The sequence below is a fragment of the Streptomyces sp. NBC_01669 genome (assembly GCF_026339735.1).
Classification (GTDB): domain Bacteria; phylum Actinomycetota; class Actinomycetes; order Streptomycetales; family Streptomycetaceae; genus Streptomyces; species Streptomyces yanii.
The window spans coordinates 810,071-826,676 of sequence record NZ_JAPEQG010000001.1 but is presented as its reverse complement, the minus strand read 5'-3'; the positions used below and the strand labels follow the sequence as shown (position 1 = coordinate 826,676).

At 69.3% G+C, this 16,606-nt stretch carries 11 protein-coding genes; 6 read left to right on the top strand and 5 right to left on the bottom strand.

The genetic code is table 11. The annotated features are described in order from the left end of the window. Window positions 1-20 precede the first annotated feature (20 nt). The gene (locus OG972_RS03695; protein WP_266978254.1) at window positions 21-785 is read right to left on the bottom strand and encodes a DUF4239 domain-containing protein; all 765 of its coding nucleotides are present in this window, start codon (window positions 783-785) and stop codon (window positions 21-23) included. Between the two features lie 15 nt (window positions 786-800). Continuing rightward, entirely contained in the window at window positions 801-932 is a 132-nt protein-coding gene (locus OG972_RS03690; protein ID WP_266978253.1) for a hypothetical protein, read from the bottom strand. A 546-nt stretch (window positions 933-1,478) separates the two neighbouring features. Between OG972_RS03690 and OG972_RS03685 the strand changes: the two genes are divergently transcribed. The 3 genes from OG972_RS03685 (at window position 1,479) to OG972_RS03675 (ending at window position 5,648) form a co-directional block, all read left to right on the top strand. Next, window positions 1,479-2,456 (top strand): SCO0930 family lipoprotein, encoded by a 978-nt coding sequence (locus tag OG972_RS03685; protein ID WP_266978252.1) that lies wholly within the window; start codon window positions 1,479-1,481, stop codon window positions 2,454-2,456. 202 nt (window positions 2,457-2,658) lie between these two features. Next, on the top strand, window positions 2,659-3,477 hold the full coding sequence (locus tag OG972_RS03680) for an SAM-dependent methyltransferase (RefSeq protein ID WP_266978251.1): 819 nt from the start codon (window positions 2,659-2,661) through the stop codon (window positions 3,475-3,477). After that, entirely contained in the window at window positions 3,474-5,648 is a 2,175-nt protein-coding gene (locus OG972_RS03675; RefSeq protein WP_266978250.1) for a bifunctional diguanylate cyclase/phosphodiesterase, read from the top strand. The genes OG972_RS03680 and OG972_RS03675 overlap by 4 nt, the downstream gene beginning before the upstream one ends. 28 nt (window positions 5,649-5,676) lie before the next feature. Here the strand turns inward: OG972_RS03675 and OG972_RS03670 are convergent, their stop codons facing one another. After that, window positions 5,677-6,597 carry a LysR family transcriptional regulator gene (locus tag OG972_RS03670; protein WP_266978249.1) on the bottom strand — a complete coding sequence of 307 codons (921 nt, stop codon included), beginning with the start codon at window positions 6,595-6,597 and terminating at the stop codon, window positions 5,677-5,679. Window positions 6,598-6,692: 95 nt separating this feature from the next. On the opposite strand from OG972_RS03670, the gene OG972_RS03665 reads away from it, so the two are divergent. The 3 genes from OG972_RS03665 to OG972_RS03655 are packed head-to-tail and all read left to right on the top strand — an operon-like array spanning window position 6,693 to window position 10,094. Beyond that, window positions 6,693-7,400 carry a succinate dehydrogenase gene (locus tag OG972_RS03665; RefSeq protein ID WP_266978248.1) on the top strand — a complete coding sequence of 236 codons (708 nt, stop codon included), beginning with the start codon at window positions 6,693-6,695 and terminating at the stop codon, window positions 7,398-7,400. A 1-nt stretch (window position 7,401) separates the two neighbouring features. After that, window positions 7,402-9,351 carry a fumarate reductase/succinate dehydrogenase flavoprotein subunit gene (locus OG972_RS03660; protein ID WP_266978247.1) on the top strand — a complete coding sequence of 650 codons (1,950 nt, stop codon included), beginning with the start codon at window positions 7,402-7,404 and terminating at the stop codon, window positions 9,349-9,351. Further along, entirely contained in the window at window positions 9,348-10,094 is a 747-nt protein-coding gene (locus OG972_RS03655; RefSeq protein WP_266978246.1) for a succinate dehydrogenase/fumarate reductase iron-sulfur subunit, read from the top strand. Before OG972_RS03660 ends, OG972_RS03655 begins: the two co-directional genes overlap by 4 nt. Before the next feature lie 323 nt (window positions 10,095-10,417). Here the strand turns inward: OG972_RS03655 and OG972_RS03650 are convergent, their stop codons facing one another. Then, a complete protein-coding gene (locus tag OG972_RS03650; RefSeq protein WP_266978245.1) occupies window positions 10,418-13,606 on the bottom strand; it encodes a glycoside hydrolase N-terminal domain-containing protein in 3,189 nt (1,062 codons plus the stop codon). 543 nt (window positions 13,607-14,149) lie between these two features. Then, on the bottom strand, window positions 14,150-16,573 hold the full coding sequence (gene uvrA, locus OG972_RS03645; RefSeq protein ID WP_266978244.1) for an excinuclease ABC subunit UvrA: 2,424 nt from the start codon (window positions 16,571-16,573) through the stop codon (window positions 14,150-14,152). Window positions 16,574-16,606: the final 33 nt, after the last annotated feature.

Here is a 16,606-nt window from a genome sequence, read left to right as displayed (position 1 = left end):
TCAGGCCGTCAGGGCGCCGGTCAGCCCGACACGTTGGGAAAGAGGTCAAGGAACGGCGCGGCTGTGGCCGAGATGCCGCGGCCGAAGGGGGAGTCGAAGTCCCAGATCAGGAAGAGCAGGAAGGCGATGAGCACGCTGAACAGCCCGGCCAGCAGCAGCTCCCGGAAGGTTCGGCGGATCTGCAGGGTGAAAATCAGTCCGACCGTCACCAGCGCCCCGGTGATCAGACCGAACCAGACCACGCCCGGCATGGTGGCGCCGGCGCTCTGGGCGCGGGCGCTGCGCGCGTCGTCGGCCGCGGCGACCTGGTCGACGAGTGGCTGATACGCCTGCCCCTCGTGGTCGTTCCTCGGTCGGTAGTCGGTGACGTCGGCACGTACCCGGCCGAGAAGTTCTGCGCCCTCGTCGGTGAGGCTGCCGCGCTCTGCCATCGCCTTCCACTCGTCGTGGACGACATGACCGACGTACGCGTCGACATCGGCGCGGATCCGGGTACGCACCTCGGCCGGGTAGACCGACGAGCGGGCGTTCACCTCGTGCAGTGCCTGGGCCTCCTGGCGGACGTACTCCTGGGCGGCGCTGCGCCCCTCCCAGACGCCCGCGATGGCGAGGCCGAGCACGATGGCGTACACCACGCCGATCATCATCGTCATGTATTCGATGACGTCAGGGGTTTCGGACGGGTCGTCGTCCTCCCCGACGCGGCGATTGTTGAGGACGGCGATGGTGAGCACGACGGCGCAGGCCGCGGCCATGGCGAGGGTGAGAACGAGCCATTCCGACATGGGCTTCTCCGTGGGTCAGCGGGAGCGGGGACGTAGCACGGCGACGGCGAACACCGCAGGAGCGGTGATCAGCAGCGTGAGGGTGACCAGGGAGGGACCGCGCCGGGGGACCTTGCGCGGCGCCTTGCGGTAGGTGGGGATCGCCACAGGCTTCGGCCGGGGTGGCGTGGGGTGTACCGAGGGGGTGGGCTCCGGAGGCGGCGGTGTGGGCGCCGGTGCCGGGGGTGGTGGCGGAGGCGGTGGGGGTGGGGGCGGCGGAAGCGGGGGAGGGGGAGGCGGGGCCGACGGTGGGGGTGTCGGCCGCGGGGTCGGCCTGGGCGCCGGGCCCGCCTGGCAATGACCGTCACCCGATGTGGCGACCGCCGAGTTCCTGCCGCCGTCCCCGATCGAGGCGTACGAGCAGTTGTCGGCCACCGCGGGCACCGGGGCGGTCAGGAGCCAGCTGAGTGCGACGGCTGCGGTGAGCCGCCCGAAGAGGGATCCGTACACGACGGGGAGCATGTTCCGGCCGGTGGGACGGCACGCGGACCACGGTCCTGATTCCCCTGATGGAGGGGACCTGGGGCACTGAGGGTTTGCGGATCGGGAAATTTCTGCGAACGCGTTGAACAAGGAAGCACCCGTCGCCCGTACCTAGGGCCATGAACGACGCGGACGTGCGTCACAACTGGCGGAAAAATCACGGGAGTTGACATGAACACCTGGCGGAACGCCTCGCTCGCGGTCACCGCGGCGGCCCTGTTGGCGCTGACGACGGCGTGCGGTCAGGAGCAGGGCACGGATGCGCCCAACGGCCAGAACGTCGGCAATGCCAGCCCGGCCGGTCAGGCGGGCAGCGGCTACGGCACCGACAGCGGATACGGCTCCGGTGGCGACTACGGATCCGATTCCCGGGCACAGGCGAGCACGTCCAAGCAGGCAGGACAGCTCGCGGTGTGGGACAGCAAGAAACTCGGCAAGGTCGTGACGGACAGCGAGGGATTCACTCTCTACCGTTTCGACAAGGACACCGCGAGCCCGCCGAAGTCGAATTGCGAGGGCGACTGCGCGAAGGTCTGGCCGGTTGTTCCCGCGGGCAATGTCACGGCCGTCGCGGGTACCGATGGAGCACTGATCGGCAAAGTCACCCGTGCGGACGGCGCGCAGCAACTCACCATTGCGGGGTGGCCGATGTACCGGTACGCCAAGGACACCAAGCCCGGAGACGCCAATGGTCAGGGAGTGGGCGGCACATGGTTCGCCTCCGCGCCGGACGGCAAGAAGGCTGCGGTGAACGCCGACGGTCCGAGCGGTGGTGAGCAGGCCGATCTCGCGGGGCTTTCGGTCCGCAAGGACCCGAAACTCGGAGACATCGTCGTCGACAAGCGCGGCATGACGGTCTACCGGTTCAAGAAGGACACGGCATGGCCCATGAAGTCGGCCTGCACCGGTGCCTGCCTCTCGAAATGGCCGGTTGTCGCCCCATTGGCCAAGAATGATGTGAAGGGCGTCACCACCAAGGGCTTTGTCACCTTCAATCGCCCCGACGGTCTCAAGCAGCAGGCCATCGATTGCTGGCCCATCTATACCTTCTCCGGTGACACGAAACCGGGTGACACCAACGGCCAGGGTGTCGGGGGCACATGGTACGCGGTGTCCCCCGAGGCAAAGCTCGTCGGCGCCCCGAAGTAGCCCCACAACAGCCGTTCCGGACCGGCCCGTCGCTGAATGTCACCGTTAGCGACGGGCCGGTTGCACATGCCACTGGTGTGTGACCAATAACGGACCGCTAATTTCCGTTTCCGCTCGCTCTCCTGGCGGTCGGTCAGTAGCCTCTGGTCAACACTGACCATGAACATGGCCGGATCGCCGTGGCGACTTGTTGGAGACATCGATGGAGCGTCCCGCCTGGGCACCGCAAGGCATTGACATTTCAGTGCCGAGCGTGTCACGCATGTATGACTTCTATCTGGGCGGGTCGCACAATTTCGAGGTGGACCGGGAAGCGGCCCGCAAGGCCATGGAGTTCATGCCGGGGCTCCCCAAGATCATGCAGGCCAATCGCGCCTTTATGCGCAGGGCGGTGCGCCATGCGGTGAGTGAAGGCATCACTCAGTTCCTGGACATCGGTTCCGGCATACCGACCTTCGGCAATGTCCACGAAGTCGCCCAGGCCGCCGACCCGGAGGCTCGGGTGGCGTATGTCGACCACGATTCCGTTGCGGTCGCGCACAGCCAGGCCGTACTCGAAGGAAACGACCGCGCGGTCATCGCCACCGGCGATCTGCGCCGCCCGCAGGAGATTCTGAAGAGCCCCGAGGTCAGCGAACTCCTCGACCTGGAACGCCCGGTGGCGCTGCTGCTCGTCGCCGTCCTGCACTTCATCGAGGACGCCGACGAACCGCAGGTGGCCGTGGCCGAGCTGAGCGAGTCACTCGCCCCCGGCAGCCTGCTCGTCATCACCCACGCCTCGTACGAGGGCATCCCGCTCACCCAGGAGGAGGCGGGCGGTGCGGTCGGTGTCTACCGGAACATCCGCAACCCGCTGATCATGCGGTCGCGCGACGAGGTCAGCCGGTTCTTCGACGGGTACGAGATGGTCGAGCCCGGGCTCGTGGCCATGCCCAACTGGCGTCCCGACACCCCCGTGGTGCAGGAGCAGGAAGACCCATATGCCTTCTCGGGCTTCGGCGGAGTGGGACGCAAGGCGTGAGCATTCCCGCCCAAGCGTCCGGAGCGCCGGACGCGGAGCCCGACGGCGCCGAGGACCGGCTCCGGAGATTCGCCACCATCTGGAGCCGGGCCATCTTCCCCTCGACGGCAACGTCCATGACCCGTCCGGAGTTCGAACAGCATCTGCTGCCGCTGGCCCGCAGGTTGAACGACATCCTGCATGCGCGTCCCTTCGACCCCGCGCCCGCCAACAAGGTGGGAGCCGCGCTCGTCGCCGCGCACTGCACGGACCCGGACGCGCTCAGCTCCACACTGGGCGTCGTCGACTCGTACCTGGTGCTCTACTGCGGCGGCAACGGCCCGGTGACCCTGTCGACCGAGGACAGCAGGGCCCGCTGTGCCCGCATGCAGCACGCTCTGGCGGGCGGCTTCACCCAGGCGCTGCGCGAGCGGACCCTGGCCGAACAGGAGGCCATCGCCCGCTCGGCGCTCACCGCCCGCTCCAATGCCGAGGAGGCGCTGCACGCCACCGAGGCGCGGTTCCGTGCCGTCTTCAAGGACGCCGCCATCGGCATCGGGATCGCCGACCTGGAAGGCAATGTGCTGGAGGTCAATGACACGCTGACCCGGATGTTCGGCGGCCTCGACCACCATGTCCGCAGCCACAAGGTCAACGAGTGGGTCCACCCCGAGGACTCGCCGCACGTGTGGAAGTACTACGAGGAGCTGGTACGCGGCGAACGCGAGCACTACCGCGTCGAGAAGCCGTATTACCGCAACGACGGCACCGTCCTGTGGACCAACCTCACGGTGTCGCTGCTCCGCGACCCCGAGGGCCGGCCGCAGTACCAGCTGGCGCTCATGGAGGACACCACGGAGCGCAGGCTGCTGAACCTGCGGCTGCGGTACGAGGCCACCCACGACGCGCTCACCGGCCTGCCCAACCGCACGCTGTTCTTCGAACGGCTGGAGAAGGCGCTCTCCGCCGCCGACGGCAGCCGCTTCGGGCTCTGCTATCTCGACCTCGACGGCTTCAAGGCGATCAACGACAGCCTGGGCCACGCGGCAGGGGACCGGCTGCTCGTCGAGGTCGCCGACCGGCTGCAGAGCTGTGCGACCGCGCCGGGCGAGATGGTGGCACGGCTCGGCGGCGACGAGTTCGTGGCGCTGACCACCGGCCCGCACACCGAGTCGGAGGTCGACGAACTGGCCTGCCGGATCCTCGGCGTGCTCGCCACGCCGATCCGGCTCGACGGCCGCGAACTGACCGTACGAGGCTCCATCGGCGTCGTCGAAGGACCGGCGGGCGAACGCAGCGCCGCCGAGGTGCTGCGCAGCGCCGACATCACGATGTACCGGGCCAAGTCGGCGGGCGGCAACCGCTTCGAAATAGCCGACGCCGAGGCGGACGCCCGTGCCATCACCCGGCACGGGCTGACCACCGCGCTGCCCGCCGCCCTGGAACGCGGCGAGTTCTTCATCGAGTACCAGCCGCTCGTGCACCTCGGCGACGGCACGGTCCACGGCGCGGAGGCACTGGTGCGCTGGTGCCATCCGCAGCACGGGGTGCTCGGGCCGGACCGATTCATTCCGCTCGCCGAGCACACCGGGCTGATCGTGCCGCTCGGGCGGTGGGTGCTGGAGGAGTCCGTACGGCAGGCCAACTTCTGGCAGGAGCGGCACAGCGACGGCGGTCCCCTGCGGATCAACGTCAATCTCTCGCCGACCCAGCTGCACCATCCGCGGCTGGTCGCCGAGACCGTCGACGTGCTGGAACGCTCGGGTCTCGAGCCGGGAGCGCTGTGCCTGGAGGTCACCGAGTCCGCGCTCATCGGAGCCGATGACGATCTGCTCAAGCCGCTGCGGCAACTGGCCGAGATGGGCGTCGACATAGCGCTCGACGACTTCGGTACGGGCTACTCGAACCTGGCCAATCTGCGTCGGCTGCCGGTGAGCGTGCTCAAGCTGGACCGTTCCTTCACCCGGGGGATGCAGCAGCATCCGGCCGACCCGGTCGATCTGAAGATCGTCGAGGGGATCGTCTCACTGGCGCACAGCCTGGACCTGGCGGTCACGGTGGAGGGTGTCGAGACGGGAGCCCAGGCGGAGCAGCTGCGGAAGCTCGGCTGCGACACGGCCCAGGGGTGGTACTACGCGCGGCCCGGGGCGCCTGACCGGATCCACGCCTTGCTGCTGGCCGACGCGGTCTGAGCGGGGAGGCCCGGCGCCGGCCGCGTCCTCAGCCTCCGGACGGGCTCGATTTCCCGAGCCCGTCCGGCCGGCTGGCCAGCAGTACTCGTTGGAGCTCCCGCGCCGCCCGTGGAGGCGCCACGTCACTGCGATGCGCCAGCGCGATCGTGCGCCGCAGTCCCGGCGGGGCGAGCCGTGTGGTCCGCAGGTCGTGCCCCGCCCGGACCGCCACCATGCTCGGCACCACCGCCACGCCCAGTCCCGCCCGTACGAAACCGAGCACCGCGTCCATTTCGCCGCCCTCCACCGTGAACGACGGCTCGAAGCCCTCCGCCCGGCACGCGGCCACGGTCAGCTCCCGCAGGTCGTAGCCGTGCCGGAACATCACCAGCGGCTCGCCCTGCAGATCCGCGATCCGCACGCTTCCGCCCTTCCCCGGTCGCGGAGCCCCCGCCGCCGACACCACCACCAGGTCCTCCTGGAGCAGCTCCACCGTGGTCAGCGCAGGCGACGCGGCCGGCAGCGGCAGGACCACCAGCGCGAGATCGAGCGCCCCCCGCGCCAGCTCCCGTACGAGGTCGTGCGAGCCACCTTCCTCCAGCAGCAGCTGGATCCCCGGGTGCTGGTCGTGGAACGTGCGCAGTACGTCGGGCAGCAGTCCCGTGCACAGGCTCGGCGTCGCCCCGAGCCTGACCCGGCCCCGGCGCAGCTGGGCCAGCTCCTGCACCTCGTGCCGGGCGGTATCGGCATCCGCCAGGATCCGGCGGGCCAGCGGCAGCAGCGCCTCGCCCGCGTCGGTCAGGGCGATGTTGCCGCGGGCCCGGCTGAACAGCTCCGCCCCCAGCTCGTTCTCCAACGCCCTGATCTGCTGGGAGAGCGACGGCTGCGAGACATGCACCTCCTCCGCGGCGCGGGTGAAGTGCCGTGTCTCGGCGACGGCCACGAAGTACATGAGCTGCTGAAACTGCATACACCCAGCCTAGCCAGCTCCATAGTCAGAGGCTATGGATATGAGCCACGTCATGTCTTGGACCGATGAGCACCTTCGGTCGTAGCGTCGTGTCCATGGCACTGGCAACACGGACGGACCGACGGCCGTCCATGACGCGTACGCTCTGGGACTCGTCCGTCGGCAAGAAGACGGTCATGGCCGTGAGCGGCCTGATCATGCTCGGCTACCTGGTCGTCCACATGATCGGCAACCTGAAGATCTTCTTCGGGCCGGGGGAGTTCAACCACTACGCCCACTGGCTGCGGGTCATGGGTGAGCCCTTCCTGCACTACGAGTGGGCCCTCTGGATCGTCCGTGTGGTGCTCGTCGTCGCCGTCGTGGCGCACGCCACCTCGGCTTACCAGCTGAGCCGCCGGGACATCAAGGCGCGGCCCAGCAAGTACGTCCACAAGAAGCCCCGGGCGAGCTACGCCACCCGCACCATGCGCTGGGGCGGGATCATCCTCGCCCTGTTCATCGTCTGGCACGTCCTCGACCTGACCACCGGCACCGTCCACTCGGGCGGCTTCCAGTCGGGGCACCCCTACCAGAACGTCGTCGACACCTTCTCCACCTGGTACGGCAACGTCATCTACATCGTCGCCATGCTCGCTCTCGGACTCCACGTCCAGCACGGTTTCTGGAGCGCCGCGCAGACCCTCGGCGCGGGCAGGGCGAGCCGCGACCGTGTTCTCAAGACCATCGCCAACGTCCTCGCACTGGTGCTGACGGTGGGCTTCATCTCCGTACCCGTCGCCGTCATGACCGGAGTCGTGAGCTGACATGACCGACTACTCGCACTACGAGACGGGTGCACCCGTCGTCGACACCAAGGCCCCCGAGGGCCCCGTCGCCGAACGCTGGGACACCCGCCGCTTCGAGGCCAAGCTCGTCAACCCGGCCAACCGCCGCAAGCACACCGTCATCGTCGTCGGCACCGGCCTGGCCGGCGGATCGGCCGGGGCCACGCTGGCCGAACAGGGCTACCACGTCGTCCAGTTCTGCTTCCAGGACTCGCCCCGCCGCGCCCACTCGGTAGCTGCCCAGGGCGGCATCAACGCCGCGAAGAACTACCGCAACGACGGCGACTCGATCCACCGGCTCTTCTACGACACGGTCAAGGGCGGCGACTTCCGCGCCCGCGAGTCCAATGTCCACCGGCTCGCCCAGATCTCCGTCGAGATCATCGACCAGTGCGTCGCGCAGGGCGTCCCGTTCGCCCGCGAGTACGGCGGCCTCCTCGACAACCGCTCCTTCGGCGGTGTCCAGGTCTCCCGCACGTTCTACGCCCGCGGCCAGACCGGGCAGCAACTGCTCCTCGGCGCCTACCAGGCACTGTCCCGGCAGATCGCCGCGGGCAACGTCGAGCTGCACGCCCGGACCGAGATGCTCGACCTGATCATCGTCGACGGCAAGGCCCGCGGCATCGTCGCGCGCGACCTCGTCACCGGGAAGATCGACACGTACTTCGCCGACGCGGTTGTGCTGGCCAGCGGCGGCTACGGCAACGTCTTCTACCTGTCGACGAATGCCATGAACTCCAACGCCACCGCCATCTGGCGCGCCCACCGGCGCGGAGCGTACTTCGCCAACCCGTGCTTCACCCAGATCCACCCCACCTGCATCCCGCGCACCGGCGACCACCAGTCCAAGCTGACGCTGATGAGCGAGTCGCTGCGCAACGACGGCCGGATCTGGGTCCCGAAAGCCAAGGGTGACAACCGACCGGCCAACGAGATCCCCGAGGACGAGCGCGACTACTACCTGGAGCGCATCTACCCGGCCTTCGGCAACCTCGTGCCACGCGACATCGCCTCGCGCGCCGCGAAGAACGTCTGCGACGAGGGCCGCGGCGTCGGCCCCGGCGGACAGGGGGTCTACCTCGACTTCGCGGAGGCCATCCAGCGCATGGGCAGGGCGAAGGTCGAGGAGAAGTACGGCAACCTCTTCGACATGTACGCGCGGATCACCGCGGAGAACCCGTACGAGACCCCGATGCGCATCTACCCCGCCGTGCACTACACGATGGGCGGACTCTGGGTCGACTACGACCTCCAGACCACGATCCCCGGCCTGTTCGCGATCGGCGAGGCCAACTTCTCCGACCACGGGGCCAACCGGCTCGGCGCCTCGGCGCTGATGCAGGGTCTTGCCGACGGCTACTTCGTCCTCCCGTCGACCATCAACGACTACCTGGCCCGCAACCCGCACCACGGCGAGGTCGACGCCTCGCACCCGGCCGTGGAAGAAGCCGTCGCGGAGACCGAGGACCGGCTGAACCTGCTGCTCGCCGTCGACGGCGACCGCACCCCCGACTCCTTCCACCGCGAAATCGGCGAACTCATGTGGGAGTACTGCGGGATGGCCCGCACCGAGGAGGGGCTGCGCAAGGCGCTCGACCGGATCCCGCAGATCCGCGAGGAGTTCTGGCGCCGCATCAAGGTCCCCGGCACCGGCGAGGAGTTCAACCAGTCGCTGGAGAAGGCCAACCGCATCGTCGACTACTTGGAGCTCGCCGAGCTCATGTGTCTCGACGCCCTGCACCGCGCCGAGTCCTGCGGAGGCCACTTCCGCGAGGAGTCGCAGACCCCGGACGGCGAAGCCGCCCGCCGGGACGAGGAGTTCTCGTACGCCGCCGCCTGGGAGTTCACGGCCACCGGCGACGCCCCCGTCCTGCACAAGGAAGACCTCGTCTTCGAGTACGTCCACCCCACTCAGCGGAGCTACGCATGAAGCTCACCCTGCGCGTCTGGCGCCAGAAGAACGCCGACGCCCCCGGCGCCATGTCCACCTACCAGGTGGACGGCATCTCGCAGGACATGTCGTTCCTGGAGATGCTCGACACTCTCAACGAGGAGCTCATCCTCGCCGGCGACGACCCCGTTGCCTTCGACCACGACTGCCGCGAAGGCATCTGCGGCGCGTGCAGCCTCGTCATCAACGGCGACGCGCACGGCCCGGAACGCACCACCACCTGTCAGCTCCACATGCGCTCCTTCCAGGACGGCGACACGATCGACATCGAACCGTGGCGCGCCTCGGCGTTCCCGGTCGTCAAGGACCTGGTCGTGGACCGGTCCGCCTTCGACCGGATCATCCAGGCGGGCGGCTACATCACCGCCCCGACCGGCACCGCCCCCGAGGCGCACGCCACGCCGGTGCCCAAGCCGGACGCCGACTTCGCCTTCGAGCACGCCGAGTGCATCGGCTGCGGCGCCTGCGTCGCGGCCTGCCCCAACGGCTCGGCGATGCTCTTCACCTCGGCGAAGATCAACCACCTGGGCGTCCTGCCGCAGGGCGCCCCCGAGCGCGAGACCCGGGTGCTCGACATGGTCGGGCAGATGGACAGCGAGGGGTTCGGTGGCTGCACGCTCACCGGGGAGTGCGCCACGGCCTGCCCGAAGGGCATTCCGCTGCCGTCGATCTCGGCGATGAACAAGGAGTGGCTGCGGGCGACCCGGAAGGTCCGACGCTAGTGCCCCGCCCGGCAAGCTTTGCCCCGTCGCGCCGCCCGGCACGCACTCCCCCAAGGCCTTAAGGGCCAGGGGGACCCCCTTCCGGGTTGGCCAAAAGCCCTGGTAGTTCTTCCCCAAGGTCTCAACTCCGTTCGAGCAGGGGAGACCCCGTCCAAGGACGTCCGGCCGCCTTGCGATCGCACGCACCGGACGACGCTCCTCATGGGGCAAACATGGCCGGTCACGGCACCAGGACTGTTCTGATGCCGGTCGGTACAGCCGGTGAGGAGACCGGCTGTACCGACGACCCGTGCCGCGCTGCTTCGGTCCGCGGACGGCCGACGTCAGGGCTTGATCGGCTTCACCTTTGTGTCGACGCCGTTCACCCGCACGGTGACGTTCCCCTGGTTCCGCGCCCGGTCGGCCACGATCCTGTAGGACATGACCTTCCCGTCGCGCCATTCACAGCTGACTTCGTAGCCGCCGCGGGCGCGGAGCCCGGTGAAGGAACCCTTGGCCTTCCATTCGTCCGGCAGGGCGGGCAGCAGGTGGATGACGCCGTCGTGGCTCTGCAGGAGCATCTCCGCCACGGCGCCGGAGATGCCGAAGTTGCCGTCCATCTGGAAGGGCGGGTGGTTGCAGAACATGTTGGGCAGAGTGTTGTAGGTCAGCAGTCCGCGCAGCATGATCCGGGCGCGGTGCCCGTCACCGAGGCGGGCGAAGAGGGCTGCCCGCCAGGGCCAGGTCCACGAGCGGCGGCTGTCGCCCGACACCGTCGCGGCCGTGAACGGGACGCCTTCCTTCTCGCCGCACCGCGCTTTGAGCGAGACGAGGGCGGCGGCCGCGAAGCCTGGCGTCTTCGGGGTGATTTGGCGGCCCGGGTAGACCGCGAAGAGGTGCGAGGTGTGGCGGTGGATGTCGGTGGGGCTGTCGATGTCCTCCTGCCACTCCTGCAGCTGACCCCACTGGCCGATCTTGTTCGGCGCGAGGCGTGCCTGCATGTCCTTGACCTTGGCCCGGTAGTCGGCATCCACCTCGAGCGCCGCCTCGCAGTCGAGGTAGTTCTGGAACAGGTCCCAGATGATCTGCTGGTCGTACATGACGCCGTCCTCGCGCGGCCCGTGCTCGGGGGACCAGCCGTTCGGCGAGACGAGGAGTCCGTCCTCGCGTTCCTTGAGCTGGTCCTCCCAGAACTCGCAGATCTCCTTGATCATCGGGTAGGCGACGGTGCGGAGGTAGACCAGGTCCTGGGTGAACGCCCAGTGCTCGTAAAGGTGCTGCGCGTACCAGGCGCTCGCGACGGTGTTCCACTCCCATGCGTTGCCGCCGAAGATGCTCTGGCTGGTGCGGGCGGTCCAGCCGCGTGTGTCCTTGCCGAAGGCGTTGCGGGTCGCCACGCGGCTGGGCACCGCCACCTGCTTGATGAACCCGACGAGTGCCTCGTGGCACTCCTGCAGGTTCGTCGTCTCGGCTCCCCAGTAGTTCATCTGGACATTGATGTTGGTGTGGTAGTCGGAGGCCCACGCCGGCGAGTTGCTGTCGTTCCAGAGACCCTGGAGGTTGGCGGGCAGACCCTTCGGGCGCGAGGAACTGATCAGCAGGTATCGGCCGAAGTCGAACATCGTCTGCTCGAGGGTCGGGTCCTCCCCGCCCGCCGCGTAACGCGCCAGCCGGGCGTTGGTCGGCAGGGCGACGACGGCGTCGTCGGAGGTGCCCCAGGCGACGGAGACGCGGTTCATGAGGGCGCGTATCTCGGCGGTGTGCTCGTCGCGCATCTCGGCGTAGGACCGGGCGGCCGCCTTGGCGAGCGCTGCGGCGACGGCCGCCTTCGGATCGGCTCCGCGCCACCCGGCGGCGGCGTCGAGCTTGTAGTCGGTGCGGGCGTCGAGGAGCAGGGTCAGGGTCGTGCAGCCGGTGAACTTCAACACCGACCCGTCGGTGCTGAAGTCGCCGTCGGTGTGTACGACTTGGACGGTGGACGCGTGCTTGAGGCCGTTGCCCATGACACCGCTGAAGGCGATCCGCCGGGCGTCGGCGTCGACGGTCGTCGGGGCCTGATCCTGTCCGGACGTCAGCGAGATCGCTCCGGAGAGTCCCCGGTCGCTGTCCGACGTGTACCGGAAGACCATGACGTCCGCGGACCGGCTGGCGAAGGCCTCCCGCAGGACGCGCCGCCCCGGCGCGCCGAAACGGGTGACATGGACACCCTCGAAGAAGTCCAGGGCGCGCTGGTAGTCGACGAACGTGGACTGCATGCGTGTGTCGAACCCCTTGCCTTCCAGCACGACCTCCCCGATCTGGAAGCCGGTGGACGACTCGCCGGGGGTGAACGTGAGCCGGTAGGTGCGGTAGGCCGTGCTGTTGGTGATCCGGAAGGTCCGGGTCTCGCCGCGGCCGGCAAAAGGCGCGCCGGGGTTCTGCGTGTCGAGGGTCACCCAGGCTTGCCCGTCCTGCGACGCCTCCAACGCCCATCGCCGGGGGTCGTCGTGCGGGCGGTCCGGGGCCGCCGTCAGCGTGTACGAGGTGACGGCGGTTGCGGTGGACAGGTCGACCTGCCAGACGACCGCCGGTGCGACGGCGTCGACCCGCCAGACCGTGGCCGGATCGCGGTCCATCGAACTCGAGATGTCCGTGGCCCGACCGGATCCCTCGGAGTGCCCGCTGGGCGACGACAGGTACATCGAGCCGCCCCCGTCGAGGTCGACGCCGGACAGGCCGATCTCGCTCACCTGGAAGTGGCTGACCCCCGCTTCGGGAACGAAGTCGAACCGGTAGAAGCGGTAGGCCGCGGTGTCGGCACAGGTGAATTCCTTCGTCTGGTACCGGCTCTCGAAGGGCGTCGCCAGAGCGCGGCTGTCCAACTCGGTCCAGGTGGCGCCGTCGGCGGAACCGGAGAACGTCCACTCCTGCGGGTCGCGCTGCGGCACGTCGTTGGCACTCGTCAGACGGTAGGACGCGACCTCGACGGGGTCGGGGAGCTCGACCTGCCACTGCACCTTCGAGCCGGGCGCCTCGATGCACCACTTGGTGCTCGAGTTACCGTCGTACGTCTTGTCGACGCCCTCGGTCGAGGAGGTACGGTACGGTCCCCCCGGGGCCGTGACCTTCGCACGGCGAGCGAAGGTGACGACGACATCACCGAAGTTCCGGTACGAGCCGAAGCCGGTCATGCCGGTGTCGAATGCGCTGTCCGGCTTGCCCGCGAGAGCGTTGTCGTAGTTGTTGACACCACCCCAGAGACTCTGCTCGTTGAACTGGACGCGCTCCTCGGAGGGGTTGGCGAAGAGCATGGCGCCGAGCCGGCCGTTGCCGATCGGCAGGGCCTGCGACTGCCAGTCCGTGGCAGGGATCGAATACTTCAGCGCCTTGCGCGACAGGGTCGGCCAGTGGACGGATGCCGGTGCGACGGCCCCGGCGGCAACGGCCTGTCCCACAGGGATTCCCCCGGTCAGCTGAGTGATCAGCGGTGTGAGGGCGAGGGCACCGCCGAACTTGAGGATGCTTCGTCTCTGCGGTTGGGGTTCATTGGTCACGAGAGACCTCCTGGCCCATTGATCGGTTCTTTAATGGAGATATGGGGGAGATGCGTCGACGTACGCCGAGAGCGAGGCCATTTCATCGGATGACAGATCGGATGTCTAGAGTGTGCGGCACTGTCTCTGCTGGTCGCCCCCTCCCCAGGAGGGCTGATTTCGTCGGTCCTGGTCCCGGAAGCCGCCCGCTCCCGGGACAGGGTGAGCGTCTGCCTGCGCTCGCCGGTCTGCCACGCGGTGGCCGCGGCCGCCAGTGCGTGCGCGCCGCCGTGCGCCGGGTTGGAGACGACCGCGCCGCCGTTCTCACAGCTCCAGGGAGCGAGCGAACCGGTCTCGACGTCGCCGTTCACCAGGGCGCCCGTACCGCGGGCCGGACCGGGCACCGTCTGTGTGGAGGTGGCCGAGTGGGTGAGCGTGCCGGAGGTGCCGTCACGGTGGTCCTGTACGTGCCGGGGGCCGCGGACGCCGAAGCGTTCACGGCGGTGTTGAACGTCTCCGCCGGACCGTAGTCGTGGAAACAGGCCAGTTGGACCTGATGGGCTGTCAGGCCGACCTGAGGGCGGCCGCCAGGTACGCCGCGGTCCGGCTGTCCGCCGCCCCGGCCACCTCCGCGGGCGTCCCCACCGCGACGATCCGGCCTCCCCGGTCGCCGCCTCCGGGGCCGAGGTCGATCACCCAGTCGGCACCCGCGACCACGGCCATGTCGTGCTCCACGACCACGACCGTGCTGCCCGCGTCGACCAGCCCGTGCAACTGTCGCATCAGCACCTCGACATCGGCCGGATGCAGCCCTGTCGTCGGTTCGTCGAGCAGATACAGGGTGTGGCCGCGGCGGGTGCGCTGCAGCTCGGTGGCGAGCTTGATCCGCTGGGCCTCACCGCCGGACAGTTCCGTCGCCGGCTGCCCCAGCCGCAGATAGCCGAGCCCCACATCGAGCAGTGTCCGCAGACTGCGCTCGGCGGCGGGCGTCCCGGCGAAGAAGCCGGCCGCCGACTCCACCGTGAGATCCAGCACCTGCGCGATGTTCAGCCCGCGCAGGGTGACCTCCAGCGTCTGCGGGTTGTACCGCGCACCGTGGCAGTCCGGGCAGGGCGCGTACGTGCTCGGCAGGAAGAGCAGCTCGACGGAGACGAACCCCTCGCCCTGACAGGTCTCGCACCGCCCGCCCGCCACATTGAACGAGAACCGCCCCGCCCTGTAGCCGCGTTCGCGCGCCGCGCCGGTCTCGGTGAACAGCTTCCGCACGACATCGAAGAGCCCGGTGTACGTGGCCAGATTGGAGCGCGGGGTACGGCCGATCGGCTTCTGGTCGACCTGGACGAGACGGTCCACCGCCTCCAGCCCCTGCGCCGATGCGCAGCCGGCCATGGGCTGCGCGGCGGGAAGGCCGGCGGTGGCGGACGCCTGCCGGTCGGCGAGGACCCCGGCGAGCACCTGACCGACCAGAGTCGACTTCCCGGAGCCGGAGACCCCGGTGACCGCGGTGAACACCCCGAGCGGGAACGCGGCGTCCACCCCGCGCACGTTGTGCCGGTCGACACCGATCAGCTTCAGCCACCCGGAGGGCGTACGCGGCTCCCGGGCAGGCACCGGACCCCCGCCGAAGAGGAACCGCCGCGTCGCCGACTCCGCGACGTCCGCGAGTCCGGCCGGGGGCCCGCTGTGCAGCACCATGCCCCCGTGCTCGCCGGCCAGCGGACCCACGTCGACCAGCCAGTCCGCCTGCCGCACCACATCCATCTGGTGCTCCACGACGAAGACCGAGTTCCCGGCCTCCTTCAGCCGGCCGAGGACCGCGAGCAACGACGCGGTGTCCGCCGGGTGCAGACCGGCCGACGGCTCGTCCAGCACATAGACGACCCCGAAGAGTCCCGAGCGCAGCTGGGTGGCGAGCCGCAGCCGCTGCAACTCGCCGGAGGACAGCGTCGGAGCCGTGCGGTCGAGACTGAGATAGCCGAGCCCCAGCTCGGTCACCGTCCCGATCCGGGCCAGCAGATCCGACGTCAGCAGCCGCGCGGTGTCATTGCCGCCCGCGGCCGACAGCACGTCGGCGAGGCCCGCGAGGGGCAGCGAGGTGAGCTCGGCGATCGTACGGCCGGCAAAGGTGACGGTCATCGCCTCCGGACGCAGCCGAGTGCCGCCACAGACCGGACAGGGGGCGCTGGTCAGGAAGCGCTCGGCCTTGGCCCGCAGGGTGCGGCTCTTGGAGTCCGCGAAGGTGTGCATCACATAGCGCCGCGCACTCATGTACGTGCCCTGGTACGGGCGCTGGATCCGGCCCGCTTCCCGCACCGGGTGGACTGTCACCACCGGCTGATCGTCGGTGAAGAGGATCCACTCCCGGTCCTGCGCGTCCAACTCCCGCCACGGCCGATCGATGTCGTAGCCCAGCGTGTCCAGGACGTCGCGCAGGTTCTTGCCCTGCCAGGCGCCCGGCCAGGCGGCGATCGCGCCGTCCCGGATCGACAGCGACGGGTCCGGGACGAGGAGCTCCTCGGCGGTGCGGTGGATACGCCCCAGACCGTGGCACTCGGGGCAGGCCCCGGCGGCGGTGTTCGGCGAGAACGCATCGGAGTCCAGCCGCTCGGCCCCTGCCGGATACTCCCCGGCGCGCGAGAACAGCATCCGCAGCGAGTTGGACAGCGTGGTGACCGTACCGACCGAGGAACGGGCGCCGGGCGCCGAACGCCGCTGCTCCAGCGAGACGGCGGGCGGCAGACCGGTGATCTCGCCGACCTTCGGCGCGCCGACTTGGTGGATGAGCCGCCGGGCGTACGGGGCGACGGACTCGAAGTAGCGGCGCTGGGCCTCGGCGTAGATCGTTCCGAAGGCGAGGGAGGACTTCCCGGAGCCCGAGACGCCCGTGAAGACGGTGAGGGTGTCGCGCGGGATGTCGACGTGGACGTCCCGCAGATTGTGCTCACGGGCGCCGCGCACCCGGACGTACGGATCGTGGGGGGTGGGCATGCGCGCGGAACTCCGTACGGATGGGGGCAGGGC

Coding starts and splice junctions, on each gene's coding strand:
- uvrA (WP_266978244.1), bottom strand. CDS start 16,573: ATGCCCACCCCCCACGATCCGTACGTCCGGGTGCGCGGCGCCCGTGAG.
- OG972_RS03695 (WP_266978254.1), bottom strand. CDS start 785: ATGTCGGAATGGCTCGTTCTCACCCTCGCCATGGCCGCGGCCTGCGCC.
- OG972_RS03665 (WP_266978248.1), top strand. CDS start 6,693: ATGGCACTGGCAACACGGACGGACCGACGGCCGTCCATGACGCGTACG.
- OG972_RS03660 (WP_266978247.1), top strand. CDS start 7,402: ATGACCGACTACTCGCACTACGAGACGGGTGCACCCGTCGTCGACACC.
- OG972_RS03680 (WP_266978251.1), top strand. CDS start 2,659: ATGGAGCGTCCCGCCTGGGCACCGCAAGGCATTGACATTTCAGTGCCG.
- OG972_RS03685 (WP_266978252.1), top strand. CDS start 1,479: ATGAACACCTGGCGGAACGCCTCGCTCGCGGTCACCGCGGCGGCCCTG.
- OG972_RS03655 (WP_266978246.1), top strand. CDS start 9,348: ATGAAGCTCACCCTGCGCGTCTGGCGCCAGAAGAACGCCGACGCCCCC.
- OG972_RS03670 (WP_266978249.1), bottom strand. CDS start 6,597: ATGCAGTTTCAGCAGCTCATGTACTTCGTGGCCGTCGCCGAGACACGG.